At 40.2% G+C, this 1,361-nt stretch carries 1 protein-coding gene; it reads left to right on the top strand.

Annotated elements, in window-relative coordinates:
- Window positions 1-20 precede the first annotated feature (20 nt).
- A partial coding sequence (locus ACXM1Q_RS09220) for an IS1634 family transposase (RefSeq protein ID WP_458517800.1) occupies window positions 21-1,361 on the top strand: 1,341 nt, incomplete at its 3' end.

The raw sequence follows: 1,361 nt of genomic DNA, 5'->3' as shown, positions 1-1,361 counted from the left end.
TTGTATGATATAATGGAAACATGGCTTTTATTCGAACTACTACAAATAAAGAAGGTAGAACTCATGTGTACCTTGCCGAAAGTTATCGCAAAGACGGAAAGACCAAACAAAGAATTATCAAAAAGTATGGGCTACTAGATGATTTAGAAGCTCAGGAGCCTGGTATTCTTGAACGCTTGAAGTGTGAGGCAAAGGCAGGATTATTGACCGAAGATACAAAGGTTCATCTGACTTTGGATCTGCTAGCTCCTATGAATGAACCTGATAAATCCTATGGATGGATGGTCTTTGATGATATTTTTGAAGAGTTACGGCTTTCCAGTTTTATGAAGCAGCTCAAAACAAATTCAAAATTCGATGCGATAAAAGCATTAAAACTCCTTGTCTTCCAACGAATTTTAAAACCAGACAGTAAGTTAGCCACCTTTGAATCTCAAGAAGATTTATTTGGAGATTGGGACATTAACCTGAATGCAGTTTATCGCCTACTTGATAAGTTAAACGATTTTAAGGAGGATATCCAACTTCATCTTCATCAAGAAATTAGTCGCCTAACTAATCGAGAAGGTCGTTTGGTTTTCTATGATGTCACTAATTACTATTTCGAAACAGACACCCCTGATGAGGAAGAGGTATCTGAAGATGGGGAGGTTCTTAAAGTTGGCTTGCGCCGTCGTGGCCCGAGCAAAGAACATCGACCTAAACCAATTGTTCAACTAGGTCTCTTTATGGACACGAACGGTATTCCCATTAGCTACAAGCTCTTTCGAGGAAATCAAACTGATCCTATTACCTACCTCCCTGCAATTGAAGAAGTGAAAAAACAATTCGGCATCGAGAGAATTGTCGTTGTAGCAGATAAGGCTATGAATAGTAAGACAAATATCTCTGCCATGTTAGATCAAGGGGATGGCTGGCTCTTCTCTCAGAAACATCGTGGAAAAAGAGGGGCTCCCAGGGATATTCAGGAGCAGATTTTAAATACAGAAGACTGGCACTTTAATACAGAAGGCACATTTGCCAAGAAATCCTATATTCGAGAACGCAAACTAGGAACAAGAAAAAACTCCCCAGTCGTTGAGGAGAAAGTCTTGATCACTTGGAATGAGAAGTATGCAAAGCGTGAACAAACTCGTAGGGAAGGGGCTCTTGAATACGCTAGTAAATTAACCAATGCGGAACTTTTTCGCCAAACAAGTAAGAAGGGGGGTAAGAAATACCTTGATCTATCTTATGTCGATGAGGAGACTGGAGAAATAAAGCCCTTCTCTCCACTAATCAGAATAGATCAAGAGCAGGCAGATTTCGACGCTCAGTTTGATGGAATCAATGTCATTGTCACCAGTGAGACAGAGATGTCA

The sequence above is a fragment of the Streptococcus sp. 10F2 genome (assembly GCF_054331515.2).
Note: the sequence above shows the minus strand (reverse complement) of the source record. Positions and strands in the feature narration are given on the sequence as shown.